The sequence below is a fragment of the Vreelandella sp. V005 genome (assembly GCF_052645115.1).
In genome coordinates, this window is record NZ_JBQXYA010000002.1 from 405,468 (window position 1) to 430,950 (window position 25,483).

The 25,483-nt window shown below is 54.7% G+C and carries 20 protein-coding genes and 1 tRNA gene; 13 read left to right on the forward strand and 8 right to left on the reverse strand.

Annotated elements, in window-relative coordinates; translation table 11 throughout:
* Nucleotides 1-325 precede the first annotated feature (325 nt).
* Nucleotides 326-820, forward strand: a complete 495-nt coding sequence (locus tag ACUN8H_RS07110) for a hypothetical protein (protein WP_445531449.1) — start codon at nt 326-328, stop codon at nt 818-820.
* A 267-nt stretch (nt 821-1,087) separates the two neighbouring features.
* Complete coding sequence (locus ACUN8H_RS07115; protein ID WP_445531450.1) at nt 1,088-1,288, forward strand: hypothetical protein; 201 nt, start codon at nt 1,088-1,090, stop codon at nt 1,286-1,288.
* Between the two features lie 25 nt (nt 1,289-1,313).
* Here the strand turns inward: ACUN8H_RS07115 and ACUN8H_RS07120 are convergent, their stop codons facing one another.
* From ACUN8H_RS07120 to ACUN8H_RS07140, 5 genes are all read right to left on the reverse strand, one after another.
* The gene (locus ACUN8H_RS07120) at nt 1,314-2,714 is read right to left on the reverse strand and encodes a sigma-54-dependent transcriptional regulator (RefSeq protein WP_445531451.1); all 1,401 of its coding nucleotides are present in this window, start codon (nt 2,712-2,714) and stop codon (nt 1,314-1,316) included.
* 11 nt (nt 2,715-2,725) lie between these two features.
* Complete coding sequence (locus ACUN8H_RS07125) at nt 2,726-4,171, reverse strand: ATP-binding protein (RefSeq protein ID WP_445531452.1); 1,446 nt, start codon at nt 4,169-4,171, stop codon at nt 2,726-2,728.
* Between the two features lie 67 nt (nt 4,172-4,238).
* A complete protein-coding gene (locus ACUN8H_RS07130) occupies nt 4,239-5,447 on the reverse strand; it encodes a PQQ-dependent sugar dehydrogenase (protein ID WP_445531453.1) in 1,209 nt (402 codons plus the stop codon).
* Nucleotides 5,448-5,615: 168 nt separating this feature from the next.
* Nucleotides 5,616-6,491: an AEC family transporter gene (locus ACUN8H_RS07135; RefSeq protein WP_445531454.1), complete on the reverse strand. Its 876-nt coding sequence runs from the start codon at nt 6,489-6,491 to the stop codon at nt 5,616-5,618.
* A gap of 78 nt (nt 6,492-6,569) precedes the next feature.
* Complete coding sequence (locus tag ACUN8H_RS07140) at nt 6,570-7,484, reverse strand: LysR family transcriptional regulator (RefSeq protein WP_445531455.1); 915 nt, start codon at nt 7,482-7,484, stop codon at nt 6,570-6,572.
* Between the two features lie 190 nt (nt 7,485-7,674).
* On the opposite strand from ACUN8H_RS07140, the gene ACUN8H_RS07145 reads away from it, so the two are divergent.
* The gene (locus ACUN8H_RS07145) at nt 7,675-9,633 is read left to right on the forward strand and encodes a ligand-gated channel protein (RefSeq protein ID WP_445531456.1); all 1,959 of its coding nucleotides are present in this window, start codon (nt 7,675-7,677) and stop codon (nt 9,631-9,633) included.
* A 194-nt stretch (nt 9,634-9,827) separates the two neighbouring features.
* On the opposite strand, the gene ACUN8H_RS07150 is transcribed toward ACUN8H_RS07145, so the two are convergent.
* A complete protein-coding gene (locus tag ACUN8H_RS07150; protein WP_445531457.1) occupies nt 9,828-11,960 on the reverse strand; it encodes a TonB-dependent receptor domain-containing protein in 2,133 nt (710 codons plus the stop codon).
* A gap of 300 nt (nt 11,961-12,260) precedes the next feature.
* On the opposite strand from ACUN8H_RS07150, the gene ACUN8H_RS07155 reads away from it, so the two are divergent.
* The 5 genes from ACUN8H_RS07155 to ACUN8H_RS07175 all read left to right on the forward strand — a co-directional run bounded on the left by ACUN8H_RS07155 (nt 12,261) and on the right by ACUN8H_RS07175 (nt 18,062).
* A complete protein-coding gene (locus tag ACUN8H_RS07155) occupies nt 12,261-13,175 on the forward strand; it encodes an ABC transporter substrate-binding protein (protein ID WP_445531458.1) in 915 nt (304 codons plus the stop codon).
* 53 nt (nt 13,176-13,228) lie between these two features.
* A complete protein-coding gene (locus ACUN8H_RS07160; protein ID WP_445531459.1) occupies nt 13,229-14,197 on the forward strand; it encodes a FecCD family ABC transporter permease in 969 nt (322 codons plus the stop codon).
* Nucleotides 14,198-14,205: 8 nt separating this feature from the next.
* Nucleotides 14,206-15,321 (forward strand): FecCD family ABC transporter permease, encoded by a 1,116-nt coding sequence (locus ACUN8H_RS07165; protein WP_445531460.1) that lies wholly within the window; start codon nt 14,206-14,208, stop codon nt 15,319-15,321.
* A complete protein-coding gene (locus ACUN8H_RS07170) occupies nt 15,318-16,136 on the forward strand; it encodes an ABC transporter ATP-binding protein (RefSeq protein ID WP_445531461.1) in 819 nt (272 codons plus the stop codon). The genes ACUN8H_RS07165 and ACUN8H_RS07170 overlap by 4 nt, the downstream gene beginning before the upstream one ends.
* A 114-nt stretch (nt 16,137-16,250) precedes the next feature.
* The gene (locus ACUN8H_RS07175) at nt 16,251-18,062 is read left to right on the forward strand and encodes an ABC transporter ATP-binding protein (protein ID WP_445531462.1); all 1,812 of its coding nucleotides are present in this window, start codon (nt 16,251-16,253) and stop codon (nt 18,060-18,062) included.
* 17 nt (nt 18,063-18,079) lie between these two features.
* Here ACUN8H_RS07175 and ACUN8H_RS07180 read toward each other — a convergent pair whose 3' ends face one another.
* Nucleotides 18,080-18,670: a hypothetical protein gene (locus tag ACUN8H_RS07180; protein ID WP_445531463.1), complete on the reverse strand. Its 591-nt coding sequence runs from the start codon at nt 18,668-18,670 to the stop codon at nt 18,080-18,082.
* Nucleotides 18,671-18,815: 145 nt separating this feature from the next.
* Here ACUN8H_RS07180 and ACUN8H_RS07185 point away from each other — a divergent pair.
* The 4 genes from ACUN8H_RS07185 to ACUN8H_RS07200 all read left to right on the forward strand — a co-directional run bounded on the left by ACUN8H_RS07185 (nt 18,816) and on the right by ACUN8H_RS07200 (nt 22,165).
* Nucleotides 18,816-18,892 (forward strand) — tRNA-Ile (locus ACUN8H_RS07185).
* A 407-nt stretch (nt 18,893-19,299) separates the two neighbouring features.
* On the forward strand, nt 19,300-21,363 hold the full coding sequence (locus ACUN8H_RS07190; RefSeq protein WP_445531464.1) for a TonB-dependent siderophore receptor: 2,064 nt from the start codon (nt 19,300-19,302) through the stop codon (nt 21,361-21,363).
* 140 nt (nt 21,364-21,503) lie between these two features.
* Nucleotides 21,504-21,746 carry a FitA-like ribbon-helix-helix domain-containing protein gene (locus tag ACUN8H_RS07195; protein WP_445531465.1) on the forward strand — a complete coding sequence of 81 codons (243 nt, stop codon included), beginning with the start codon at nt 21,504-21,506 and terminating at the stop codon, nt 21,744-21,746.
* Complete coding sequence (locus tag ACUN8H_RS07200; protein WP_445531466.1) at nt 21,743-22,165, forward strand: type II toxin-antitoxin system VapC family toxin; 423 nt, start codon at nt 21,743-21,745, stop codon at nt 22,163-22,165. Before ACUN8H_RS07195 ends, ACUN8H_RS07200 begins: the two co-directional genes overlap by 4 nt.
* A gap of 22 nt (nt 22,166-22,187) precedes the next feature.
* Here the strand turns inward: ACUN8H_RS07200 and ACUN8H_RS07205 are convergent, their stop codons facing one another.
* A complete protein-coding gene (locus ACUN8H_RS07205) occupies nt 22,188-23,021 on the reverse strand; it encodes an ABC transporter ATP-binding protein (protein WP_445531467.1) in 834 nt (277 codons plus the stop codon).
* Between the two features lie 274 nt (nt 23,022-23,295).
* Here ACUN8H_RS07205 and ACUN8H_RS07210 point away from each other — a divergent pair, with 274 nt between their 5' ends.
* Nucleotides 23,296-25,437, forward strand: coding sequence for a TonB-dependent receptor (locus ACUN8H_RS07210; RefSeq protein WP_445531469.1), 2,142 nt, complete (start codon nt 23,296-23,298; stop codon nt 25,435-25,437).
* Nucleotides 25,438-25,483 lie beyond the last annotated feature (46 nt).

Genomic DNA, 25,483 nt, shown 5'->3' on the forward strand with positions numbered 1-25,483 from the left:
CACAACCTCATTCATAAAAGGAAAGATAACTTGTGATGGTAAATTTATTAATAATTATTATACATAGGTAGGGCGTGTGTGTCACAAAGGCTCGCTCAACGGAACAGCTCACGCCACATGTGCCATTTTTTACCCGCCCCTATTGACGGTAAGTGGACTCTAATTTGTTTTTAATTTTTTGTAAGCAATTGATTTTTATGTTTTAAAATTAAGTATTGGATAAGTTGGCACATTAAGTGAATTGTTCGTTTGTATACACGATGATTAATGGACAAGGATAGTCATCAAGTAGCTTTTACAGGCGTTAGAAATGGAGGTAGGTGTTATGGATGAACAACTTGAGCGCAACGGAAGTAAGCAAGCTGCCAAGCGTCCACGCTGGTTAACACTGTGTATGATGGCCTCTGCTGCCAGCGTGATAGTGCTTTCAGGCTGTGGGGATAACGAAGAGCCAGCGCCTCCGGCTGAAGAACCATCCCCTTTAGAGCAAGATAACGGCAGCGGTCAATCGTCTAGCCTTGAGCAAGAGCCTGCTATTGAACAGGATCCTGCCCTAGATGAAAATTCAGGCTCTGCGGGGTCTATGACGCAAAGTACAGGCGCTGAATCAGAAGAACCGATGTCTGAAAGCAATATGTCTGAAGATGGCGCTTCTGAAGAAAGCATGCCCGACGATACGATGGACGAGCCCGCCACAGGTACAATGAATCCTGACGAAGACGAAGCAGGATTTGGCGAAGGGACGGATCCTATGCCGGGTGATGATAGCGATACCGCTCCGAATACAGACGAAGACGACGAGACCACCAGTAACCAGTAACTGTTATATGTACCGCTCCCTACGATGGTAAGTCGCATCAGCTGTTTGTTCCCTGCGGCTGCTCCACACGATTTACCATCCTTTCCGCCCCCGCGCCCGCGGGGGTTTTTTTATGGCTAATCACTTTATCTTTTTATAAAGGCGCGGTTTTAGCGCTGTATCGTCTGGAAATTTAGAGTTTCGCCGCTATGGTATAAGACTTAGCGTTAATGTTAATTGCCTGAACGTTACGATAAACGGTAGATGCCAATAAGGAGAGAATTCGACATGATGTCATTAAAAGCCAACATACGGCCTTATGCGTTATTACTAATGGCACTGCTTTCAGTGGTCTCGCTGTCTGGCTGTGGTGAGAGTGCTCCCCCTGAAACAGATGCTCAGCCTGAAGAGCAAGAGCCTATGAATACGGGACCTATGCCGTTAGACAGTGACCCCGCCAGTGAAGCGCCCGGCGGGGTAACGGAATAAACAGCCTAGCCCGGCGCAAGCGCCACTACTCTTCATTATCTTCAAGGCGGCGGTAGAGCGTTCTGCGCGCAATGCCCAGCACCTCTGCCGTACGCCTTTTGTTGCCGCCCGTCGCTTCCAACACTTTGTTAATATAGCGTCTTTCAACTTCTTCCAAACTGGGCCAGCGGATCGGAGGGGGCGTTGGCATTTGGTTGCCTGTCACTACTTCGCCGCTCAAGGTAGGCACCAATGGTGTGCCGTTTTCCGACGTAGACTGCTCGCGTAATCGCTCGGGTAAGTCTTTATGGCTGAGTGAGCCGTCTTCGCTGAGGGTAACGCCGCGCATAATGGCGTTTTCCAGTTCACGTACGTTGCCTGGGTATGTGTAATTAAGCAGGTTGTTGAGGGCTTCGGGCTCGATTTTCTCAATCTGCTTACCCTGTGCTTCTGAATGTTTATCGATCAGGGCAAAGATAAGGTGCTCGATGTCACTGCCGCGTTCGCGCAGGGGCGGAATGCGAAGCGAAAAAGTTTCCAAACGGTAGAAAAGGTCGCTGCGGAAATTTTCATGCTCAATCTCTTTTTCCAGATTGCGGTGGGTGGCGGCAATGATGCGTACATCGACTGGCTCTTCGCGTTCACTCCCCACTGGGCGCACGGTTTTCTCCTGCAAAGCGCGCAGTAACTTGGCTTGAAGATTAATCGGCATTTCGCCAATTTCATCTAAGAAGAGACTGCCCCCTTGAGCGCTGTGAAATAGCCCTTTGCGCGCTTCATTAGCGCCGGTAAAGGCACCTTTGACATGGCCAAAGAACTCACTTTCCATCAAGTCCGCGGGAATGCTCGCGCAGTTCACCGGCACAAAAGGCTGGTCGTTACGCGGGCTTTCCTGGTGAATAGCGCGGGCGAGTAGCTCTTTACCAGTGCCGCTTTCACCTAAAATAAGAATCGGCGCATTGCTTTTCGCTAAACGAGAGGCGTCATGAAATAGCGCCTGCATGACCTGGCTTTTACCGACAATGCCGTGGAAATGACTGATATCCGCGTCGTGGGAAACCGCCAAACGCTGGCGTTCGAGCACGCGAAAGACGGCTTCGCGAATAGCATCCAAATCGAGGGGCTTGGTTAAAAAGTCGTCAGCCCCCATTTTCAACGCCTCGACGGCTTGGTCAATGGTGCCAAAGGCGGTAATCACGATAATGCCCAGCTCACTGCCTGCTTGGCGTAGCTGCTGGAGTAACTGTATACCCGTCATGCCGGGTAAGCGTACGTCGGTAATTACCAATGAGACGGTGGTGTGGCTCAGTAAGGCTATGGCCTCCTCAGCGCTAGGCACACCAAGCGTGGAGTAGCCTGCATCCTGCAGTTCTTCCTCTAATAACTCACGTATAGCGGCGTCATCTTCCACCACCAATAAAGGTAAAAGGTGTTCCTGATGGGTCACAAACGTTGTCCTCACGCGGATGCGGTTTCACTAATGGGTAGTGTAATTTCAAATCCAGCGCCGCCAAGGGCGCTATCAAACACGCCGATCGTGCCGCCGTGGTCGTTAATAATGCGATGTACCATTGAGAGCCCCAAACCACTGCCCTGGCCGACGGGTTTGGTCGTAAAAAATGGATCGAACACTTTATGATGATGAGAGCCGGGGATGCCTGGGCCATCATCTTCGACACAGAGCGTTAATTCATTCTCATGCTGCTGGGCGCGTACGCGTATCCGGCTGACGTCAGGTGCTTGCGCCGCATTTCTCAGCAAATTGGTCATTACCTGGATAAGCTGCTGACCATTGGCGAGTAAGTTGGGTGTCGGCGACGGTAATTCAATGTCTAAACGAATATTGCGTGGTTCTAGCTCTTCTTCAACCAAATCGCTGGCGCTGGTAATCAGCTGATCAAGCGCTAAATCACCCTTTTCTACATTATGCTGACGGCCCAATTCCATCAACTGGCGCACAATTTCAACGATACGCTCTACTTCTCCACGAATTCGCCCTAAGCGAGCGCGCTCGTCATCACCAATGATATCGCGGCGTGCCAAGCGCTGAGCTTGGCCATTGATCACCGTTAACGGTGCTCCTATTTCATGGGCGACGCCGGCCGCTAGCACACCTAATTCCGCCAGCTTTTTAGATTTACGCAGGCGCTTTTCTAACTCTATTTCGCGGCGCTGGCGATCTTCGATTTCGTGATCTTTCTCTGCCATCGCATCCAGCATGCCATTCAAGCCGGAGGCGAGACGGCGATACTCAGTGGGGCCATCTTCAGTGGCGCGCTGGCTGCGGTCACCATCCTCCACCAGTAACATGACGTGGAGTAGCCGGTTCAGCGGCCGTTCAATATGGCGGCGGAACCCCCACCAAATACTAAAGACAATCCCTGCGGCGCCGATCACAAAGACCAACACGGCCACAATGCTGATAAAGCCCGTATAGTTCTCAATCCCTGTATTTAACCGATTAACCTGCAGCACACCATATACCGTGCCATCTTGCGAACGCAGGGGTGTCAACGCAGAGTAGTAATTCCAGCCTTCATACTGCCGGTAGTTGCTATATAAATCATCGCGCTCAATGACTTGCTGAATCTCTTCCTGAGTGAAGATGTCTTTGCCAAGGCCGAGCCCGTAAATGTCGCGTCCTTGGGTGTCGAACACATAGGCGCCATAAATGCGATGAAAGGAGAACGCCGATTGAAGGGCTTCTTCCAGGGGTGTATTGCTATCGGGGGTCACCGCGTAGCTCAGCGACGAACTCAGCGTACGGGTGATGATCTCTACTTCCGTCTGTAGCTTCGAGCGTACATTATCCTCAAGCGACTTAATGGCCACTAAGCTGAACACCACCAGGATGATAAACAGCGGGACGATCACTGTTAATATAATTAAATTGCGTAATCGCATGTGGTATCCATGGTGGTGCTCTTTTTGATAATGGAAAGTTTACATAAGAAAAGCGAATAGGGCGGTGCTACTGGTTGGTCGACATCTGGTCGGTCGGCATCAGACGATAGAGGCCGCCTTGAGGGTCGTCAGTGAGTAGATAAATGCCATCGGGCCCTTGTCGAACATCCCGAATGCGACCGATTTCACCTTGTAAAATTAGCTCTTCTTCGGCCACCTTGCGTTCTTCTAAACGCAGACGCAGCAGTTTCTCACTGCCAAGGCCGCCTGCCAACAGATTACCTTTCCACGCGCTGAAAGCGTCGCTAGTCACTTCTGCTAATCCGGCAGGCGCAAAACGGCCGTCAAAGACATACACAGGATCCACCATGCCAGGCAGAGAATCTTCGCCAATCGGTTCATTGGTGGCGTAATCGTTACCCTGACTGACTTCCGGCCAGCCATAATTATGGCCCGCTTCGATATGATTGAGTTCATCGCCGGTTCGCGGACCGTGTTCTGATGCCCACGCTTCGCCACTACTCATCACGGTCATGCCCTGAATATTACGGTTTCCCATGGAGTAAATTTCGTTAAGCGTAGAGTCATCGTCCACATAGGGGTTGTCGTCAGGCACGCCGCCTGTAGCGGTAAGGCGCAGCGTTGAACCCGCGTGGTCATCGCTTGCTTGGGCGCGAGGCGGCTCGCTACCTCGGTCGCCGATGCTCATTAGCAGCGTGCCGTCGGGCAGCCACGCGAGCCGCGAGCCATAGTGGCGGCCAGGGCCTGAGGCGCGATCCTGCTCAAACAAGTGTTCATCCTCACCCAGTTCGTTACCAAGCCATTTAACGCGTGATAGCGCCGAGCGCGTTTGATTGCCATCGGGTTTGCTCCAGGTGAAGTAAATCCAATCGCTGTCACCCGCGCTATCGCCGCCTTCAAAGTCAGGGTGTAGAACGATATCTAACAAGCCGCCCTGGCCCTGAGTGCTGACATCAGGCATCCCTTCCAGGGCGCGTGTTTCGCCACTGGTAGGGTCAACCAGCGTCAACTGCCCGCTGCGTTCGCTCACCAGGGAGCGGCCATCGGGTAAGAAGGCAACCGCCCAAGGGTGTTCAAAACCGTCGGCGATACGCTCAATTGAAAGCGTTAGGTGATCGGTTTCGAGCGACTCCTGAACCACTTCTGCGTTGGCGCTGTTCATGGTAGCCACCAGTATCAACACACTAATGCCCGCTACTCCAACGCTCACGGTGTGCCCACCACGAGTGGTGTGACCCTTATTGGTATACGTCATAGCGCTCTCCTGTCCAGCGTATCAATGCTCAGTAGTAACAATGCTCAGTAGTATCAATGGCAGTAGTGCCTCGCACCAATGCCGGTTTATGGGCACTCGTCTAGCAGTGACTCTTCCCCCGTGAGGGGGTTCCGCTATAGGTGGCTAAACGGCATTCCTTAATAGAGTTTACATGAGCAAGGCGAGCAACACCGGTAGGTAAACCAACGCTAGCAGCGTTGAGCAGAACACAAGGCTGGCAACGTAGGCAGGTTCACGCTGGGCACGCTGCGCAAACAGGTAGTTAAATACCGCCACGGGCATACACATTTGAACCACTAATATACTTTGTGCCAAGGGAGGAAGCCCCACCCAGCCAGCGATAAACCATGCGGCCGTGGCGGCAAGCGGAACGCGCACCAAGCTGAACCCTAAACCCGAACGCAGGTTCTTGACCTGAATGCTAGCCAGCGATACGCCCAAGGTAATCAGCATCAGCGGTACGGTAAAACCAGACATTAAATCCACCGTGTTCGCCAACCAAGGGGGAAGCGAGGTGCCAGTCAACAAGAGCGCCATGGAGATAAGGATGGCGTAAACGGTCGGCGTTTTAACGAGCGTTATAAGCGGATTTCCCTGGCTATTAAGCGCCGCGCCAAGCGTGAATTGGAACAGCGAGACGGTCACCATGACCGTGATGCCATAGGCAAAGCCTGCACTGCCAAACGCGTAAAGCACCACGGGTAAGCCCATGTTACCGGTGTTGGGATACATCATGGGTGCGAGCAGTACTCGCCATTGGCGGCGTAACAGTTTTGCCACGCCAAAGGTTGCAACGCCCATGGTGATAATCACCAGTGCGGCCGCTAGCATGGTACGGCCAAAGGTCGCTGCATCAATGTCGGCACCCGCTAGGGAGGCCAGTACCAGCGAGGGTGTGCCAATGTTAAATACCAGCCGGGTGATAAAGTCGACCGGGTAGGGTTGGCCTAAACGCACCCATAAATAGCCAAGCCCTGCACCGGCAAGCACAGGCGCCATGACGGCAAAAAGTTCGGCAAGCATCGAGTATCCTTGGCATTCGTTAGGCGACTATTGTCGTTAATGAGCGGGCTAACTGGCAAGGTAAACACTCGAATTAGGCTAAGCCGTGGCGGTTGTCGTATGCCACTGGGCCGGTACCTGGCTACGCAAGAACTCCAGCAGCGCATGGGTGCGTCGGGATTGATGCCCATAGGCATAGAGCAGGGTAATTGGCAATGGGACGGGCTCCCAGCCGGGCAGGCAGTTAAGCAGTTCGCCTGGGTGGTGCTGTTCTCGCTTGGCGGTGAGCCAGTGAGCAAGCAGGCCGATCCCCTGGCTACGTGCGATAGCGTCAATATGCAGGGCAGTGAGATCCACACGCAACCGTGAGCGTGGCGGACTAAAGGTGTACTCGCCATGTTCCGGGTGTGAGAGCAGTAGCCCATTGGAGGCTGAGCCCAGCAGGTCTATCCACGCATGCTGATTAAGCTCATTGGGGTGCTTGGGCATCCCTGCGGTCTCTAAATAGCGGGGGCTTGCATATAATCCGCGGGTTAAATATCCCAGGCGCTCCTGATTGAGCCCGCACTCATGCGTGGGCCCTAGCCACACATGCACACTGTTGCTGTGCATTTTAGTCGGCGGCGTTTCACGGGTTTGCAGCGTTAGCTCTACCTTTGGGTGTCGATTTAAAAACGCATCGATAGCGCTAGCCAGCCAGCTACGCGCTAAAGCGCCATGCACCTCGAGGGTGATTTCACCGCTGATCTCCTCACGCAGTTCAGCCAGCGCCTCCTGGCTATGGGCGGCCATCGCTAAAAGCTCGGTACAGTAGTTGTGAAAAAGCAGTCCCGCTTCGGTTGGGATTAAGCGATTGGCTTGCCGCCGGAGTAGGGGCTGATTGAGTCGGGTTTCCAATTGGCTGATGCGTCGACTCAGGGTCGACTTGGCCAAGCCAAGTTTTTGCGCACTGCGAGTCAAGCTGCCTGTGGTCATCACATCGGCAAAAGCGGTGAGTTCGTCGAAGTCATACATGGTCAGGCCCACAGGCAGAGGATGAATCTTAATTGTGCCACTGTTTGGTGCGAATGAAAATAATAGGCATTTGTGTTCCGTTTCTTTGAACGCACCGTCTCACCCTAAAGTGCAAAGAGTGTGTAAATATATAAATGCTAACAATTCGCATTTATAGGGCAATCGCTCACACACTATGAAGGATTTTGCTATGTCTCCCTGTTTGCGCCGTACGCTGCTGGCCAGCGCCGTTTCTAGCCTTGCCAGTGGCGCCTTGTGGGCACAAGAAGCGCCACGGCTGGATGATATGGTCGTGACGGCCTCCGGCTTTGAACAACAGATTACCAATGCCCCCGCCTCTATTAGCGTCGTGTCTCGAGAACAGCTAGAGCGGGGCTATTATCAAAATGTCACCGATGCCCTGCGTGATGTGCCCGGTGTGATCGTGACCGGTGGCGGCGCGGGGGATAACGGTCATGACATTTCGATTCGTGGCATGCCGTCTCAGTACACACTCATACTCGTGGATGGACGCCCGCAAAATTCGCGTGAATCACGGCCCAATGGTAATGCCGGGTTTGAGCAGGATTGGCTGCCGCCGCTACAGGCTATTGAGCGTATTGAAGTGGTGCGCGGCCCCATGTCAACGCTCTATGGCTCCGATGCCATTGGCGGCGTCATTAACGTTATTACCCGCAAAGTTGCCCAGGCGTGGCACGGTAATGTGCAGCTCGACACGGTGTTACAAGAAGACAGCGACTCAGGCGATAGCCGCCAAGCCAATTTTTATCTAAGCGGCCCCTTGGTAGGGGATAGGCTGGGGCTGCAACTTTACGGGCGCACCTCTCAGCGCGATGAAGACAACATTCTTAACGGCTACGAAGATAAAAGCCTGCAAAGCCTCACCGCGCGGTTCAGTCTTGCTGCCTCGGATAACCACGACTTTACCGCGGAAGCTGGGATTACCGAGCAGGAGCGGCAATCGCTGATGGGAAGATCAGCACCATCAGAAGGCTGCCGCGGTGGCTGTTCGGATAGTTTTAACGACTATACTCACCGCCATGTAGCGCTCACCCATAGTGGACGCTTTGATATTGGCACCAGCGAAAGCTTTGTCCAGCGGGAAACCAGCGAAAACCCATCGCGGGAAATTGAGATCACCAATACCACTGCTAAAACCAACCTGGTGATGCCCCTCGGTGCACATATGCTTACCCTTGGTGGGAGCTACGAAAAGGAGTCGCTGGATGATGACACCACCAATCAGATATCTGACCGTAACCACGTAGAGCAGCAGCAGTGGGCCCTGTTTGCAGAAGACGAGTGGCTGTTGACCGACGCCTGGGCGTTAACCGGCGGCATGCGGCTAGACGATGCCGAAAACTACGGCAGCCATATCAGTCCGCGCCTCTACAGCGTATGGAACCTGACGCCAGATTGGACGTTAAAAGGCGGCGTATCCACCGGTTTTCGTTCGCCCAATCTACGCGAAGTCACCGCTGATTGGGGGCAGACTAGCCGAGGCGGCGATGTCTACGGAAATCCAGATTTAGAGCCAGAAACCTCGCTTAATAAAGAGTTGGCGCTGTTATATGCCAACGATGCCGGGCTAAGTGGAGGTCTTACACTCTTCCATAATGATTTCAAAGATAAAATTACCCGCATTGCCTGCCCTGAAGGTGTGTGTGCCGATGAGCCCAACCAGTTCGGCAGTGATCCGACTTATCGTATCAACATCGATGAGGCCGTCACCCAAGGGGGTGAGGCAAGCTTAGCGGCGCCGCTAGGCGAGACGGTCGAGCTAACAGCCAGCTACACGTTTACCGACAGCGAGCAAAAAAGCGGCGAATACGCAGGCGAGCCGCTGACACAATTGCCTCGCCACCAAGTATCGGCCACGCTGGATTGGCAGGTTTCGCCCAAGCTACGCCAGTGGACCAAAGTGACTTATCGCGGTGAAGAGAGCCAGCCCAACACCGGCCCCTCGCAAAGCGCGATCGTAGCGCCTTCCTACACCTTTGTGGATGCAGGCGTTGGCTACCAGCTTAATGAAACGACGCAACTCAATGCGGGCGTATACAACCTGTTCGACGAAGCGATCGATTACGACGAGTACGGCTATGTGGAAGATGGTCGTCGGGTTTGGCTAGGCCTTAACGTCGCTTTCTAATGCCGGTGTGGTGAGCAGTTAATCAGTTAATAGTTGAACAGTTAATAATTAACCTGTTAGTAATTAAACAGTGCAGCGGCTATTTAGCGATAGCCGCTTTTTTGGCTAAGAAAAACGCGCCTTAATAAACAAAAAAGCCCCGGCACATGGCCGGGGCAGATGTCAGCATTAAAACAGTAGCAAGCTGGAACCAATTAAAACTCGTAGCGGGCAGAGAGCCACAGTCGGCGGCCTTCCTCGCTATTGGCGTACACATTGCCAAAGCTGGTGCCATCGCCGTAGGCCCGGTAGTCGACGAAGTCTTTATCAAAGAGGTTGTAGATCGTCGCGCTCAGATTAAGTTGATCGGTGACCGCGTAGTTCCCCCCCAGATGGAACAGCGAGTAGGCTTTAAAATCACCTAGATCGTCGAAGGACGGGGCACCCCGAACGCCTTCACGATTACGGTAGCGCTCGCTGCGGTACTCCGCTGAGAGCCATGTGTCCAGCTTCGTAGTGGTTTGCCAGCGCAACGTGGCATTGACGGCATGCTCGGGGGTGTCGGTGAGCGGATCGCCTTTATTTTCACCGCTTTGCTGTTCACTATCGGTGTAGGTGTAATTGGCATTCAAACGCCAATCGGGATTGAACTGATAGCTGGCGGCTAGCTCGATGCCCTGGGTGATGGCTTCATCGATATTGACGTCTTGGCCATACAGACCGTCGGGAATCAGCGGATCGTTTTCGATCAAGATATCGTTGCCACTGGCGATCTTGTCATCAAACTGGTTGTAGAACAGTGTTGCGCTGGCGGTGAAGCCCTGTTGATTATCGTAGTGTGCGCCGATCTCACTGCTGGTACTGGTTTCGGGCTCGAGATCAGGGTTACCAATGGTGAGTACAGTGCCTTGGCCCGTTACTCCGTTAATGCCGTCGTGCAGGGCGTTGAGCGTGGGGGTTTTGTAGCCGCGGCTAACGCCACCTTTTAGTGTCCACTCCGGCGTCGTGTTCCAGACCAAGTAACCACGTGGGCTAAACTGACTGCCAAAGGCATCGTGGTGGTCGTAACGGCCGCCTAGGGTAAGCGCTAAATTCTCTTGCAATAGCCACTCGTCTTCAGCAAATAGCGACCAAGTGGTTTGCTCGAAGGTTTCCCCAGCCAAGCCGTCGTCAAGCTCCGCATCCCACCACTGCATCCCCACGGTAGTCATGTGATTGCCTAGCGGCATGATGAATTTACTATCGAGCACCGTGTTAGTCGTCTCGAGTTCGCGCGGGTCGCCACCGACAATGCCTGGAAAACCGTCGTAAGCCTCACCTATTGCCCCTGGAATGGTGCGCCCTTTGGTTTCAGTGGTATTGCGCATTAGGCTGGATTCCAAGGTGCCTGATGCAAATCGCCCCGTGTGGCCAATCGCGACTTGCTCACGCTCGAAACGCAGCTCATCAGAGTAGCCAAAGGCTTCGCCGGGTTCTGGGTCGCAACTGCGAGTGCGGCCATCCAGCGTGCCCAACTGGCACTCATCATTGGTATAGCGCTGCCGGTTGATTTCACCATCCACCCAAAGGTCATTGTCGCCGTTCGGGGTCCAGGTCAGTTTGCCTCCCAGGTTGTAGATGTCGCTCTCGACAGGGCTGGGACCTCGCTGGCTCACTTCGATCGGGTCACCGTTTTCGTCGCTGTAGACAAGCTCGGATGCGTCGCGCTCATAGAAGCGCCCGCGTAGCTGGGCGCCCACGGTATCTTCAATCAGTGGCCCGCTGGTGTAGAGATTGATCTCACGGCGATCGCCGAAGTCACGATCCTGATTAAAGGTGTTCTCAATGCCTACCGAGCCGGTCCACTCACGGCCAACGCGGCGGGTAATGATGTTGATCACGCCGCCCATGGCATCGGAGCCGTATAGGGTCGACATCGGCCCACGTATTACCTCAATGCGTTCAATACTAGAGACAGGTGGGAAGAAGCTGGTCGAGGTTTCGCCAAAACCGTTAGGCGTGACACTGCCTGCTGCGTTCTGGCGACGCCCGTCGATCAGTATCAAGGTGTAGTCGCTAGGCATGCCGCGGATGCTGATATTACTGCCGCCCGTTTTACCCACTTGGCCGCCTACATCGACGCCTTCCACATCACGCAGGGCATCGGCAATGCTGGTCACTCGGGTACGTTCGAGCTCCTCGCGTGTTATCACCGAAATGCTGGCCGGGGCGTCTACCAACGCTTGCTCAAATCCACTGGCAGATACCACCATCGTATTGAGCTGAGCGGCTTCTTGAGCGTGGGCACCCGCAGATAATGTGGCGAGCGCGATGGCACTGGTTAATGTAGGACGAGTGAAGTAATGCATGTGTACCCCTTGGTAATACGATTTGCTTTCTAATGATATTTATTATCAAATAGGTTTGAGATTCTAAGAAGAAAAGTTCCTATTTGCGATGCAAATTGAAGGAACGCGCTGTTGCGTAGAATGAAACCTTCAGCCCCTCAAGACGTTGCGATAAATGGAACGGCCTATTCGCTCAAATAGTAGTGCAAGTGCTTTTGAGAATCGTTACTATCTTTAGCTGTCTTCTTTGTTCGAGAGAATCCAATGCTGGCTCACATCACATCGTTAGCTTTCGCCCGTCAAAAGCGCGGGCGCCTGAGCATGGCTGCCGTGTTATTGAATGTTTTATTCATCAGTGCATTGGGCGTGTCTGCCGCGCACGCGCGAACGCTGGAAACGGCGTTTGGCGACGTAGAGGTTGAAGGAACCCCCGAGCGGGTGGTGACGCTTTACGAAGGCGCACTGGATGCTGCCGTGGCAGCAGGTGTGCAACCGCTAGGCGCGGTTACCTCCCGTGGTGGCGACAATGTCGCTCGTTATATAGAGGCGCATCTGGGGGAGGACCGACCCGCGATCATGGGGGTGGTGCGCGAGATCAATATTGAGGCCGTACTGGCGCAGCAGCCGGATTTGATTCTGGCGCCCGCGCAACTGGCCGATGAGCAGTATCAGTTGCTTTCCCGCATTGCGCCCACAGTGGTGCCGCCTGCTCAGCCGCTGGCGCCGGATAACTGGAAAGCCGAAGCGCGCCTTTATGGCGAAGCACTCAATCGCCAGGCCGCAATTGATGATGCCATTACAGCCGTGGAGCAGCGTGCCGCTGAGGTTAGCCAAGCCGTGAACAAAGCCGGTGTGGCGGGTAGCGCTTTCCTCATTCGGTGGATGCCCGGCGGCCCCATGGTGATGTCGCAAAACCTTTTCGCCGCCGGGTTGTTAGCCCAAGCTGGGCTGGATGTTCAGGACGGTGGGTTAGTGGGCGAGCGCGGTGTGCACAGCGATGTGCTTAGCCTGGAAAACCTCTCACAAGTGGATGGCGACTGGCTGTTCCTAGCAACGCTCAACGACGATGGCAAAGCAGCGTTGGAGGCGGCCAAGCAGAGCAGTGCCTTTACGCGCCTGAATGTGGTGCAGCAGGAACGCGTTGTTCCTGTGGATGGCCAACTCTGGACAAGCGCGAACGGCCCGCTGGCCGCCCAAGCCATTCTTGATGAGCTTGAGGCTGCGCTGTTGCCGTGAGGGTTTCACCATTTGCAACCTTAGCCGTTAAAAGAGCTAATCCGCGCACGTTAATGCTGCTCCTGCTCACCGCCCTTGTGGCGGTGAGCCTCGTTAGCCTGTTGATCGGCGCGGGCAGCGTTGGTCCCGGTAGAGCCATGGCGCTGTTAAGTGGCGCCCAAGACAGTGAGGCGCGCTTTATTGTTTGGGAACTGCGCGCACCGCGAACCTTAATCGGCATTGTGGTGGGCATGGCGCTAGGCGTGGCGGGCGCGCTGTTACAAGCGGTGGCGCGTAACCCGCTGGCTGAGCCAGGCTTATTAGGGGTGAGTGCGGGCGCGGCCTTTGCCGTGGCACTGGCCTTGGTGCTTGGGGCCAGTGCGGCCACGCTACGTATTTCCGTTGCCCAGTTGGGGGCCTTGGTGGGCTGTGTGTGCGTATTGAGCGTGGCGCGCTTTCGCGGTGTGGGTAACGACCCTATACGGCTCGTGCTTGCGGGCGCTGCGTTTTCGGGGCTACTGGCGTCACTCACGTCGTTGATACTGCTTTATGACCAGCGCGCCGCTGATGAAATTCGGTTCTGGGTGATTGGCAGTTTGGCTGGCCGCCGCTTGGACGATCTGCTTTCGGTGCTGCCCAGTATGCTGGTCGCTTCCATTATCGTATTACTGATCGCCCGGCCGTTAGCCGCGTTAGCACTAGGGGAGCGGGTTGCCTCGGGGTTGGGCCACCACCCCAACCTTATTCGTTGGTTGGTGGTCGCCTGTGTAGCGCTCTTGGTCGGCGCGGCTACTGCGATTGCCGGGCCCATCGCGTTCGTTGGGCTGGTGGTGCCGTTCGTGGCGCGCGCATTCGCCGGACCCGATATTCGTCGCACGCTATGGTTCTGCCTTCCTATTGGCCCTTTGATGGTGTTGTCGGCGGACATCGTGTCGCGTGTCGTCGTTGCCCCATCAGAACTGCCGCTGGGCGTTCTCACCGCGCTATGCGGTGCGCCCGTGCTTATAGCGGTAGTGCGTGCACGCCGTTTACCGATGCTATGAGTGGAGCAATGAAACCTACCTCCGTCCGCTCCTCTGTTTTTGATGCCGCTTCTGTACGACCGAATCGTCTGGCTATTTCGCCACCCCCAGGCTATTGGCGCTTAGCTTGGCGCAGCCGTCATGGCGACCAGAGTGTGCTGCTGGAGCGGCGTGCGGTAACGGTCAATGCGAGCTTGTTAGGCGCGTTTCTGTTAGCCAGCGTGCTCTACCTGAGCCTGGGTAGCGTCAACGTCGCCCCGATGGCGGTGTTACACGCGCTGTTTGGCACGGCCGATATGATGGCGAACTTCGTGGTGCAAGAGCTACGCCTGCCCCGGTTAGCCGCCGCTGCTTGCACCGGGGCGGCCTTTGCTCTGGCCGGCATTTTGATGCAAACGTTAGCCCGCAATCGCCTGGCGACCCCCGGTATTATTGGCATCGATAATGGCGCGACGGCGTTTGCGGTGGCATCCATCGTCGGCATCGGCATTTCCCTTGCGCCCCCCGCCATGGCGTTAGCCGGGGCGACTACCGCTGCGGTACTCACGTTTGGCTTGGCGGCGGGCAGCGGCACCCAGGGCTACCGCTTTATCGTTGCGGGCATTGGTGTGGGCGCGGTGTTCGGCGCCGTTACTCAACTGCTGCTCGCTCGCATAGCAATCGACACCGCTAATGCCGCTTACCCCTGGACCGTCGGTTCGCTCAATGCCCGCCCCAGCGGCGCGCTGCAACTGCTGATGCTTGGGTTGGGGCTAGGCTTGATCACGGCGCTGATGTTAGCCCGCTCGCTTACGCTGCTGCGTTTCAAGGATGCCACCGCCAGCGGGTTAGGGGTCAATGTTAAACGCCGCCGATTAGAAGTGTTGCTGCTTTCGGTGGCGCTGACCGGCCTGGCCGTTGCCGTGGCAGGGCCTGTCGGTATGGTGGGGCTAATTGGTCCCGAGATTGCCCGCTCACTGTCGAGTTCACGCGGTGTGCCTATTACGGCGGCAACGCTGGCAGGGGCGTTGGTGATGGTACTGGCTGACTTGGCTGGCCGCACACTGCTGGCGCCGATTGAGATTCCGGTCGGTATTGTCACCGCCGTGGTCGGCGGGCCGTGGTTACTTTGGATATTAATGCGTCCGCAACGGAGCTTTACATGAGCCAACCTTCCAACTCCGCATTACCGTCACTGTCGACCCAATCTCTCGGCATGAGCTATGGCGCCCGGCAGGTGATCAATGGCTTGGATATTGCGCTGCCCAGCGGCAAAGTGACCGCGATTGTGGGCCCCAACGGCTGCGGAAAATCGACGCTACTGGCCGGGCTTGCGCGCCTGCATAAACCTGATAGCGGGACGGTGTTGTTGGACGGCGCCGATATTCAGCGCCTGCCCACTCGCCAGTTAGCAACTCAATTGGCGCTGCTGCCCCAAGAGGCGGTGGCGCCGGAAGGCTTGACCGTGACCGAACTAATCCGCTTTGGCCGCCAGCCCCATCAAGGCTGGCTGCGCCAGTGGTCGGCGGAGGATCAGCGGGTGGTTCATCATGCCCTGACAGCCGCAGGGCTTGAGCCGCTCGCGAACAGGCCAATTGATGCGCTTTCCGGCGGCCAGCGGCAGCGCGCCTGGATCGCCATGACCATCGCCCAACAAACCCCGCTGCTGCTGCTGGACGAACCCACTTCGGCACTGGATCTAGGGCATCAAATTGAAGTGTTCGAGTTGGTCAAACACCTTGCTCACCATGGCCGTACCGTCGTGATGGTGTTGCACGATCTTGCCAGCGCCTGCCGCTATGCCGACCATCTCATCGCCATGCGCGAAGGGCAGATCGTTGCGCAAGGACCGCCCGCGCTGGTGGTGACGCCTGATTTAGTGCGCACGCTCTATCAAGTCGATTGCACCCTACTCATCGACCCCGATACCGGCAGCCCCTTGCTGGCCAACGTGAGGCGCTGTTCAGAGCCCGCTTATTAGGCCAACTGCCGGGCGAGACGCCATGGGTGCCTGCTAAAAACGGATGCCCCGCTAGAGATAGCGGGGCTATTTCATTACTCTAATGCCTCGATAACCACTCAGTAAGGAATACTTGTGTCCTCTCCTGCACACAGTTTTCAAGCCTTGGTGCGCCTGCTGCGCTACGCCCAAGGCTATCGGCGACGCATCATGGCCGCCACCGCCTGTTCTGTTATCAACAAGCTGTTTGATATTGCCCCCGAGATTTTGATTGGTGTCGCCATCGATGTAGTGGTGAACCAAGAGCAGAGCTTTGTGGCGAGTTTGGGATTTGAAACGCCCCAACAGCAGATCACCATGCTGGCGGTGCTGACGTTCGTTATCTGGGCGGGAGAGTCGCTGTTTGAGTATCTGTTCCAAATCCTCTGGCGCAACCTGGCCCAGCGACTACAGGCAGATATGCGACAGGATACCTACGAGCATGCCCAGCGCCTCGATATGGCGTTCTTTGAATCGAAAAGCTCCGGCCAGCTCGTAGCCACCATGAACGATGACGTCAATCAGCTCGAGCGCTTTCTGGACGGGGGCGCCAACGCCCTGATTCAAGTGGTCGTTACGGTGATAGCGGTGGGCGCGGTATTCTTTGTGCTTTCACCGCTGATTGCGCTGTTGGCGTTTACGCCTATCCCCCTGATTATCTGGGGTGCGTTCTTCTTCCTGCGCAAAGCCGGGCCGCTGTATAGCGACGTGCGCGAGAAGGTGGGGGATCTGGCCAGCCGGTTATCCAACAACCTAAGCGGCATTGCCACGATTAAAAGCTTTACCAGCGAAGACCGAGAAGCCGAGCGCCTGCGCGATGCTAGCGAAGCCTACGTAGAAGCCAACCGTCGCGCGATCAAGGTGAGTTCCGCGTTTATTCCGGTCATCCGCATGGCGATTTTGGCGGGCTTTCTCGCCACCTTCACCGTGGGCGGCATGATGGCGCTTAACGGCTCGCTAAATGTGGGCGCTTACGGCGTGTTGGTATTTCTAACTCAGCGACTGCTCTGGCCGCTCACCGGCTTGGCTCAGGTGATTGACCTGTTCGAGCGGGCCATGGCCAGCACGCGGCGGATTCTCGATCTGCTCGAAGTACCGATTACCGTTAAAGACGACAGCACCACACCGCTTACCCAGCCGGTGCGCGGCGAAGTGACCATTGATAATGTGAGCTTTCACTACGCCACCAGCGGCGTTGGTGTGGAAAACATTCATTTACACGCACCTGCAGGCAACACACTGGCATTAGTGGGAGCGACCGGCTCGGGGAAATCAACGCTGATCAAACTGCTGCTGCGCTTTTACGACCCCGAAAGTGGGCGGGTACTCATCGACGGCCAGCCAATCACCGACGTCAGCATGAACTCGTTACGTCAATCGATAGGCCTGGTCAGCCAGGATGTATACCTGTTTGAAGGCAGCATTCGCGACAATATCGCTTACGGTAAGCCCGATGCCGACGAAGCCGCGATTATCGACGCCGCCAAAACCGCCGAGGCGTGGAGCTTTATCGAAACGCTGCACCAGGGGCTGGATACGCCGGTAGGGGAGCGGGGCGTGCGGCTTTCCGGCGGCCAGCGTCAGCGGCTCTCCTTAGCGCGGGCGCTGCTTAAAGACCCGCCGATTCTGGTGCTGGACGAAGCCACCAGTGCAGTGGACAACGAAACCGAAGCGGCCATTCAGCGCTCGCTCAAGCGCATCGCCCATGGCCGCACGGTGATTATGATTGCTCACCGGCTTTCGACCATCGTGCATGCCGATGAGATCGTCGTGATCGAGAAAGGCCAAGTGGCCGAGCGGGGCAGCCACTCAAGCCTGCTGGCGGCTAACGGCCACTATGCCGCCCAGTGGCGCGTACAAACCGGCGAAGCCCAGGCGGGGGATGTGGAAGTGCTTAGCAACCTTTAACGGCTATCGATTAACTATTATCTATTAACCAGAAGCGCGTTGAGGGTGACGGGCACATGCTCGTCAATCTCCTGGTAGCCCAGCATCGACAGCACGGTGCGCACCGTGCTGTTGGCCATCAGCGCTCGGCCATCCATCGCCATGGGCTCCGCGTGGGTGACGCGTATCTCGTTCAAACCTTCGCGGGTAAAGCGCAGCGGCACGGACTCCTGCTGGTTAATCATGTCGGACTGAACGCGAAAGGTCAGCGTCTCGACCAGCGACTCGCCAATATCCAAGCCATCCAAGCGCTCTGGCGACATTTGCGCCTCTAGCGTTACCAGGGTGGTATTTGCCAGCAAGCCTACCCACGGCGGCAGCTCGCCAAAGCGTTCCAGTACATCGGTTTGGCTTAACTTCAACGGTAAGCGCAGCGTGCCATCGCTGGAGATGTCGCCTTGCAGGTCGCGTACTTGATGATGGTGCGTCTGCGGCGCTTCGCCGTTCAACTGGGTAATCGATGCCTGCACCTGCGACTGGCCAGGATCAAGCTGCCAATCCGCGTGCACGGGCAGCGCCAACAATAAAGGGAATAGAGCAATCAATGCTTTCACAGCGCGTCTCCGCATAAAGAACGGTTCACAAGAGCAATAACTACCCACCCAGACCCTGTGGCTGGCAATAAGTGCCGCAAAAAACTCCCGCAATGCCATTAAGATAGCGCGATGGGGGTAGCCTCTCCCCGCCACATTCGCTATTATATGCACGCTTTTCGGGCCTATAGCTCAGTTGGTTAGAGCAGGGGACTCATAATCCCTTGGTCGTAGGTTCAAGTCCTACTGGGCCCACCATTTCTATATTTGCCTAATTCAAAGGCAGGAATAATCAATCCCTTGTTCTAAGCTCCCGCCATTTGTTTTTCTACTCATCTATTTCTCTCGTGCCTGCGCTTAATGGCTGCCGATGTGCAACAGGGAAGTCATGAAACATGGGCGAATCAGTGCTTACACCTTTCCGGAAGGTTAGTTTCGGTTTTTTACCGATAGATGCAGGCTACCGCCGCTGGTTAAACTAGCTAACAATTGCTAGGCCGTTCCAAACCACTACACAGGCCGCCCTCTGCCAGCGTTGAAAATCATCGAACATGCCCATTGAAAAGAAGCAACCGTTAACGCTATCATGAATGCTAATAACAATGATTATCATGATTCTTATTGATCTGCTTTCCCTTGCTTCTAATTCTAACTGAGACTCTGCCATGCCTCGTCTGCCGTTTGCTCGTCGCCCCTTGGCGCGCTCGATTTCCGCGTTGATCCCCGTTACGGCGGTGCTTCTTAGTGCATCTGCCTATGCTCAAGAAGAGGCTGCTTCCAACGAAACCGTTGTAGTGACTGCTACTGCGTTAAAGGTCGACACGCCGCTGGTAGAAACGCCGCGCCCGGTTTCGAGCGTTGACCGTGAAGAGTTGGAAACCCGTAACGTTCAGCAGTTAGATGAAACGTTCCGTTATCGGGCGGGCGTGTTGTCAGGTCATTTCGGCAGCGACAACAACACCGATTGGTTCAAGGTGCGCGGTTTTGATCAGTCTACTTACCAAGATGGCTTGCGTATCTACCGCGAAGGGTTTTATCAATGGTTGCCGGAGCCGTACGGCCTTGAGCGGGTCGATGTCTTTAAAGGCCCATCGTCTATTTTGTACGGTGAGGCGCCTCCTGGGGGCTTGATCAATGCGGTGAGCAAGCGCCCGACCGAGACACCCCAAGGCGAGGTCAATTTGCAGCTTGGCAACCGCAACCATCGCCAAGTAGGCATTGATACCAGCGGGCCGTTGGGTGAGTCAGATGATGTACGCTATCGCCTAGTAGGGCTCTATAAAGAGCGTGATGGCGATTTAGACGCGACAGAGAATGAACGTTACTACTTTGCGCCAAGCCTAGCGGTTGATTTCACCGACGATACGACCGTTACCTTTTTAGCCAGTGTGCAAAAAGATGACGGCGTGCCTGTGAACGCCTTCAAATTGCCCTACGGCACGGTGGAAAATACTCCCTTTGGCCGCGTTGATCCGCAAACCAACTTCAGCGAGCCGGGTTACGATAAAGATGAGCGTACCCAGTGGGCGTTGGGTTACGAACTGCGCCACAGCCTCAACGATACCTGGCGTTTCGAGCAGGATTTACGCTACAGCGAGTTAGATTTAGAATTACGCAGTACTTACGCCTTCTTTATGGTCGATGAGCGTGAGGCAGCCCGTGGCCATGTTTATCGTGATGGCTCGATCGACAGCTGGACTGTCGATAACCGCATTGTGGGGACTTGGTACACCGATCGCACCGAAAATACGCTGCTGCTAGGGGCCGATTATCAGAACCTCGGTGTGAGTGGCCAGGAGGCGGACCCTTTCCCGTTTGGCGACCCTATCGATATCTTTGACCCCACTTATGGCAACTTTACGCCAGTGGGCGCGGATGATCTGCTTACCCGCGAAATCGATAAGGAGCAAACCGGCCTTTATGCCCAAAATCAGTTTCGCATTGATGATCGCTGGGTACTGTTAGGCGGTGTGCGCTACGACCAAGCAGAAACCGAAAACAGTAATCTCACGGCCGGTACGACCCAGCGTTCAGATGATGATCAAGTATCGTGGTCGGGTGGTGCTATGTATCTGGGTGAAAACGGTGTTAACCCCTACATAAGCTATACCGAGTCCTTTGACCCGCTGGGCCGGGTGGATAGCGATGGCGAGCTTTATGATCCCCGCGAAGGTCGCCAGTGGGAAGCCGGTGTGAAGGTGGCTCCTTTTGGTTGGGATGGTTATGTAACGGCGGCGCTGTTTGATTTGGAAGAGAGCAACACGCTGGTCAACTCTCCCGCAGGTTTCCAGGTGCAAGAAGGTGAACGCACCTCGCAGGGCTTTGAGTTAGAAGGCGTTGGCTATCTTACCGATGACTTAAAAGTCACCGCAGCTTACACCTATACCGATTCTCGCCTGGAAGATGATGACCGTGCGCCGTTGATTCCGCGTCATCAAGCCTCTACCTGGTTGGATTATGCCTTTACCGGCGGTGCGCTGAATGGCGTTACCCTTGGCGGCGGTGTGCGTTATGTAGGCAGTACCGTTGACACTAGCGTCGCGGACAACACAGAAGTGGATAGTTACACGCTGGTTGATGCGATGGTGGGCTATGAGTTTGCCGATGGCTGGCAAGCCCAGGTCAACGTCAATAATCTCACCGATAAAGAGTATGTAGCCAGCTGTGAATACTGGTGCTACTACGGCGAATCCCGCAGCGTGATTGGTAGCGTGAAATATAGTTGGTAAAGCCCATGGCTAACCACAACGCCCGGCCCTAGTGGTCGGGCGTTTGCTTATTTGGGGTATGTTTTAAGGTCTGAGGGTCTTTGCTGCTTATGCTATTATTGCTAGCAATGATGTCAATGCTAGCGTTGAGGAGAGTGGGGATGGCGACTATTACAGTGCGTAATTTAGATGATGAACTCAAAGCGCAGCTTCGTGTTCAGGCGGCGAGCCATGGCCACTCTATGGAAGAAGAGGTGCGGTTGATTCTTCGCCAGGCGCTGGTAAAGCCGCAACAGGGTGGAATGGGAAGTCGTATTCATCAGCGTTTCGCCGCTGAGGGGGGGCTGGAATTAGCGTTGCCAAAACGTGAGGGAAAACCAAGGGCCGCGGACTTTGAGTCGTGATTATTCTTGATACCAACCTATTGTCGGAACTGATGCGTCCTGCGCCCAATAGGCGGGTAGTTGATTGGCTAGATGCTGAGGCGTCTCTCAATGTAATGATAACCGCTATTACCGTGGCCGAAATTCTTTACGGTATTGAACGTTTACCCGATGGCAAGCGTAAGCAGCACTTCGCAAAGATAGCCGCCGAAATGTTTGAGGAAGACTTTATCGCGCGCATTTTACCTTTTGATGAGATCGCCGCGTCCTACTATGCAACTTTAGTTGCTGCTAGCGAGCGTTCGGGGCGGGTAGTGCATTCTGCTGATGCTCAAATCGCCGCCATCTGTCAGCAGCACCAAGCCCAACTTGCTACCCGCAACGTGAAAGACTTCAAATATATGGGCATCCCCATTATCGATCCATGGCAGGTTGGGTAGCGTCTCCCTATACGCAGCGTTGCTAAACAACCAAAGCCGATTCAGTGATGGAGTGGTGCAGTTTCCGCGGCACACAAATAGGGCAACCGCTTTCCGGATCCTGGATTACGTGGGCATCCAGGTCGAAAACGCGCTTTAGATTGGTCGTGGTGAATACCTCTCTAGGAGCACCGCTGGTGATAATTTGACCATTGCGCATCATCACCAAGCGGTCAGCATAAGCGGCGGCCAGGTTCAGATCGTGGAGCACCAGCAGTAGGGTGCGGCTTTTCTCATGGGCCAGGCGCGAAAGCAGTTCCAGCAAATCCACCTGTACCTTCAGATCCAGAAAGGTAGTGGGCTCATCAAGCAGGATCAGGTCGGTTTGCTGAGCCAGCACCATGGCAATCCAGCAGCGCTGGCGTTGGCCGCCCGAGAGCGCATCCACGTTGCGCTCGGCGAATTCCGTCACGTTGGTATAGGCCATGGCTTCGCGTATAGCGTCGGCGTCCTGCTGAGCATTTTTCTGCCATAACCCCTGATGCGGAAAACGCCCCATTCCCACTAATTGTTTAACGCTAAGCCCTTCTGGAGCCACCGGCCCCTGAGGGAGAATGCCCAGCCGCTTGGCGACCTCACGGGTATTACTACGATGGATATCCTTGCCGTCCAAATAGACATGCCCGTCCCTCGGCGTAAGCGTGCGAGCAAGGGTTTTTAACAGCGTCGATTTACCGCTGCCGTTGGCGCCTAATAGCACCGTTAACTTGCCTTCCTCGACGACAATATTCACGCCATTCAACACTGTCTGAGCGTCATAGCCCGCATGCAGGCCTTCACCTGTAAGGCGAGACTGCTGGTCGGAGGAAAGATTCATGGGTTAGCTCATTAGTTATCGAAGCAGGCAGCACCGTAAGACAAAATATTCTCATTTTCAATATTTACTACCCGCCACTATGTCATTGCCTGTTGTGCTCACCAAACGGCCAGGCAGAGTACATGAATAGATACGGCGAGGATTTCGTTATACCGAACGATTCGTTTCATTTTGTAGATCTTTTTCTTGTAATATGCATAATATAATCATTATCATTTAGATGTGCATTACGTTTTGTGGGGAAAATTCACTCAGCCAAGGGGATAAGAAGAACATGCAAGCCAACAAACGCCAGGTATTTTGGCCGACGGTAACGCTAGCAGGATTAATAGCGGCCACTCAGGGGTACGCTCAGGAAACGGCGACCACTGACGCCCAAAATAGGCGGGGGGACTCGAATCAAACAATGGTGGTAACCGCTTCACGTACCGGTGCAGCCAAAGAAGACTCTCCACAAACAGTGCGCATCATCAGTGAGGAAGAAATTACTCAGCAGTTGCAAATCACCAGCGACTCTTCACAAATTTTGAGCAACCTGTTGCCATCTTACTCGCCCAGCCGCCAGAAAATGAGCGGTAGTGGTGAAACCCTGCGTGGCAGGCGGCCACTCATACTGATCGACGGCATTCCCCAGTCCAATCCATTGCGTCCCACCGGACGTGAAGCCCATGTCATCGATTTTTCCATGGTGGAGCAGATCGAAGTGATTCAAGGTGCTAACGCTACCAATGGGGTCGGGGCGGCAGGTGGTGTCATCAACTTGATCACTAAACGTCCAGAATCAGGGTCGTTTAATCAGCACGTTGAAGCTCAGGTAACGACGCCCACCAGTGAGCTGGACAGCGACACGATTAGCTACAAAACCAGCTATGGGGTGAGCGGTAACAGTGGCGATGTGGATTATCTGTTTTCGGCCAGCCTTGAGGATCAGGGACTGTTCCTGGATGGCAATGGAGATCCGGTCGGGGTGGACAACACTCAGGGCGACCTGATGGATGCTCGCTCATTCGATATTTTAGGCAAGTTGGCTTATTGGTTTGATGATAACCAGCGCCTTCAATTCACGCTGAACCACTACAATATCGAAAACCACAATAACTACGTCAGCGTTACCGGTGACCGTGCTAATGGCGTGGTGACGACATCAGAGCGGGGCAACCCAGAAGGGGATGCGCCCTATAACCGAGTGTGGACAACCGGACTAAGTTACGACAACTATGATTTAGCCGGTATGCACTTGACTGCGCTGGCGTTTTATCAAGACTATGAGTCGCTGTTTGGGGCGACCAACTCTGCAACGTTCCAAGACCCGGCGATAGCACCCGTGGGGACGTTTTATGACCAAACCATGGCGGCTACCAGCAAGTTTGGTACCAAGGTCTCACTAACGAAGGATGATCTTTGGGATGAGCGCCTGAAGATGACGGTTGGTTTCGATACCTTATTCGATGAAACCGAGCAGTATTTGTACCAATCCGATCGAACCTACGTGCCGCCCACCGAATACACCGATCTATCACCATTCTTTCAGGTTGATCTGCGGCCGGTTGATTCTTTGCTGCTTTCCGCTGGTGCTCGCTACGAATACGCCAAGCTAAATATCAATAGTTATCAAACGGTGGCCGCTAATAACGGCGTCACTGTTGAAGGTGGCGACCCCAGTTTTAATGAAACGCTTTATAACTTCGGGGCGGTGTGGAAGCCCGTTGACCATTGGAGCCTGTTCGCCAATTACGCCGAAGGGTTTTCTATCCCCGATGTTGGCCGTGCATTGAGAGGAATCAGTGCCCCTAATCAATCAGTCAATAATATTGAAAACCTGAGCCCAATCGTCACCGATAACATCGAAACCGGGGTGCGTTTCGAGAACGGACGCTTAGCGGCTGAACTTAGCTACTACGAGTCGGCTTCAGACTTTGGTAGTCGTCTCACAGAAATAGATGATGTCTTCTTTATGCAGCGCCAGGAGACTGAGATTAAAGGCTTGGAGGCATCGGTAGATTATCAGTTTAACGATAAGCACGCTGGCCGCTTAGCCTACTCCCGTATGGAAGGGCGCTACGACAGCAACGACGACGGCAGTTTAGATGCCAAATTATCAGGGCTGGATGTTTCACCTGATCGCCTGACCGCCAGTTGGTCGGCCAACTGGACCGATGAGCTTTCCACCTTTGTGCAGGCCAACTACGCCTTTGATGAAACCTTCGATGAAGCCAATCGTGAGTTTGATGGCTATCTACTGATGGATGCAGCTGTGGGTTATCAGCTTCCCGTTGGACAAGTCAATGTAGGCGTATCAAACCTGCTTGATGAGCAGTACGTGACCTACTATTCGCAAAGCGCGCTGGTGAACGATGAGCGCTATTTCGCCGGTAGGGGCCGCACCTTAACGCTGGGTTATAAGCTGGACTTCTAAACCCTTAAAGATTCATTCCACGATAAACGGTATGAGAGAGCTTCCG

What these genes read in the sequence shown, in the direction of transcription:
- ACUN8H_RS07195 (WP_445531465.1), top strand. Translation starts at nt 21,504, where the DNA reads ATGGCGACTATTACAGTGCGTAATTTAGATGATGAACTCAAAGCGCAG.
- ACUN8H_RS07180 (WP_445531463.1), bottom strand. Translation starts at nt 18,670, where the DNA reads ATGCGGAGACGCGCTGTGAAAGCATTGATTGCTCTATTCCCTTTATTG.
- ACUN8H_RS07110 (WP_445531449.1), top strand. Translation starts at nt 326, where the DNA reads ATGGATGAACAACTTGAGCGCAACGGAAGTAAGCAAGCTGCCAAGCGT.
- ACUN8H_RS07170 (WP_445531461.1), top strand. Translation starts at nt 15,318, where the DNA reads ATGAGCCAACCTTCCAACTCCGCATTACCGTCACTGTCGACCCAATCT.
- ACUN8H_RS07130 (WP_445531453.1), bottom strand. Translation starts at nt 5,447, where the DNA reads ATGACGTATACCAATAAGGGTCACACCACTCGTGGTGGGCACACCGTG.
- ACUN8H_RS07160 (WP_445531459.1), top strand. Translation starts at nt 13,229, where the DNA reads ATGCTGCTCCTGCTCACCGCCCTTGTGGCGGTGAGCCTCGTTAGCCTG.
- ACUN8H_RS07125 (WP_445531452.1), bottom strand. Translation starts at nt 4,171, where the DNA reads ATGCGATTACGCAATTTAATTATATTAACAGTGATCGTCCCGCTGTTT.
- ACUN8H_RS07145 (WP_445531456.1), top strand. Translation starts at nt 7,675, where the DNA reads ATGTCTCCCTGTTTGCGCCGTACGCTGCTGGCCAGCGCCGTTTCTAGC.
- ACUN8H_RS07135 (WP_445531454.1), bottom strand. Translation starts at nt 6,491, where the DNA reads ATGCTTGCCGAACTTTTTGCCGTCATGGCGCCTGTGCTTGCCGGTGCA.
- ACUN8H_RS07165 (WP_445531460.1), top strand. Translation starts at nt 14,206, where the DNA reads ATGAAACCTACCTCCGTCCGCTCCTCTGTTTTTGATGCCGCTTCTGTA.
- ACUN8H_RS07150 (WP_445531457.1), bottom strand. Translation starts at nt 11,960, where the DNA reads ATGCATTACTTCACTCGTCCTACATTAACCAGTGCCATCGCGCTCGCC.
- ACUN8H_RS07190 (WP_445531464.1), top strand. Translation starts at nt 19,300, where the DNA reads ATGCCTCGTCTGCCGTTTGCTCGTCGCCCCTTGGCGCGCTCGATTTCC.
- ACUN8H_RS07210 (WP_445531469.1), top strand. Translation starts at nt 23,296, where the DNA reads ATGCAAGCCAACAAACGCCAGGTATTTTGGCCGACGGTAACGCTAGCA.
- ACUN8H_RS07155 (WP_445531458.1), top strand. Translation starts at nt 12,261, where the DNA reads ATGGCTGCCGTGTTATTGAATGTTTTATTCATCAGTGCATTGGGCGTG.
- ACUN8H_RS07140 (WP_445531455.1), bottom strand. Translation starts at nt 7,484, where the DNA reads ATGTATGACTTCGACGAACTCACCGCTTTTGCCGATGTGATGACCACA.
- ACUN8H_RS07115 (WP_445531450.1), top strand. Translation starts at nt 1,088, where the DNA reads ATGATGTCATTAAAAGCCAACATACGGCCTTATGCGTTATTACTAATG.
- ACUN8H_RS07205 (WP_445531467.1), bottom strand. Translation starts at nt 23,021, where the DNA reads ATGAATCTTTCCTCCGACCAGCAGTCTCGCCTTACAGGTGAAGGCCTG.